The 501-nt window shown below is 74.7% G+C and carries 2 protein-coding genes; one reads left to right on the top strand and one right to left on the bottom strand.

All coding sequences use genetic code 11. The features are described from left to right. Window positions 1-317: hypothetical protein (locus FB586_RS19135; RefSeq protein ID WP_136520892.1), on the bottom strand; the 317-nt coding region annotated here is incomplete at its 3' end. Window positions 318-417: 100 nt separating this feature from the next. Here FB586_RS19135 and FB586_RS20355 point away from each other — a divergent pair. Further along, window positions 418-501: DUF808 family protein (locus tag FB586_RS20355; RefSeq protein WP_136520893.1), on the top strand; the 84-nt coding region annotated here is incomplete at its 3' end.

Raw genomic sequence — 501 nt, 5'->3', positions numbered from 1 at the left:
ACGAGCTCGTTGCTCAGCCGGCGGAAGGTGCGACGGAACTCCGCCTTCCGGTCCGCGGGCAGGCGGGAGAGGACCTCCTCGAGCGCCCTGCCCTGACGCACGTCGCCGTCCTGGGCGACCGCGCAGGACGCGTGGACGAGCTCCCAGAACGACGCGAGCTCGCCGCCGCGACCGCCGCAGTACTCGGGCAGGCCGCCCTCGACCCACGGCTGGGTCGTCACCGGCTCGACCGGGCCCGACGAGCAGCCGACGGCCAGCGCAGCGACGAGCACCGAGCCCGCCCACGCGTACGTCCGGCGCCTCACGTCCCCCGACATGGGCGGCATCCTCGCACGCCGTGCACCACGGCGCAGGTGAGTGCGGGAGCCCACGCCGATAGGCTCGGCACGACCCGACCCACGACCTGAAGGATCACCCATGGCCGGCGGACTGTTCGCCCTCCTCGACGACGTCGCCGCACTCGCCCGGATCGCCGCGGCCAGCGTGGACGACGTCGGCGCC

The organism is Cellulomonas telluris, from assembly GCF_004886325.1.
Taxonomy (GTDB): domain Bacteria; phylum Actinomycetota; class Actinomycetes; order Actinomycetales; family Cellulomonadaceae; genus Cellulomonas; species Cellulomonas telluris.
This window is presented reverse-complemented; position numbering and strand designations above follow the sequence as displayed.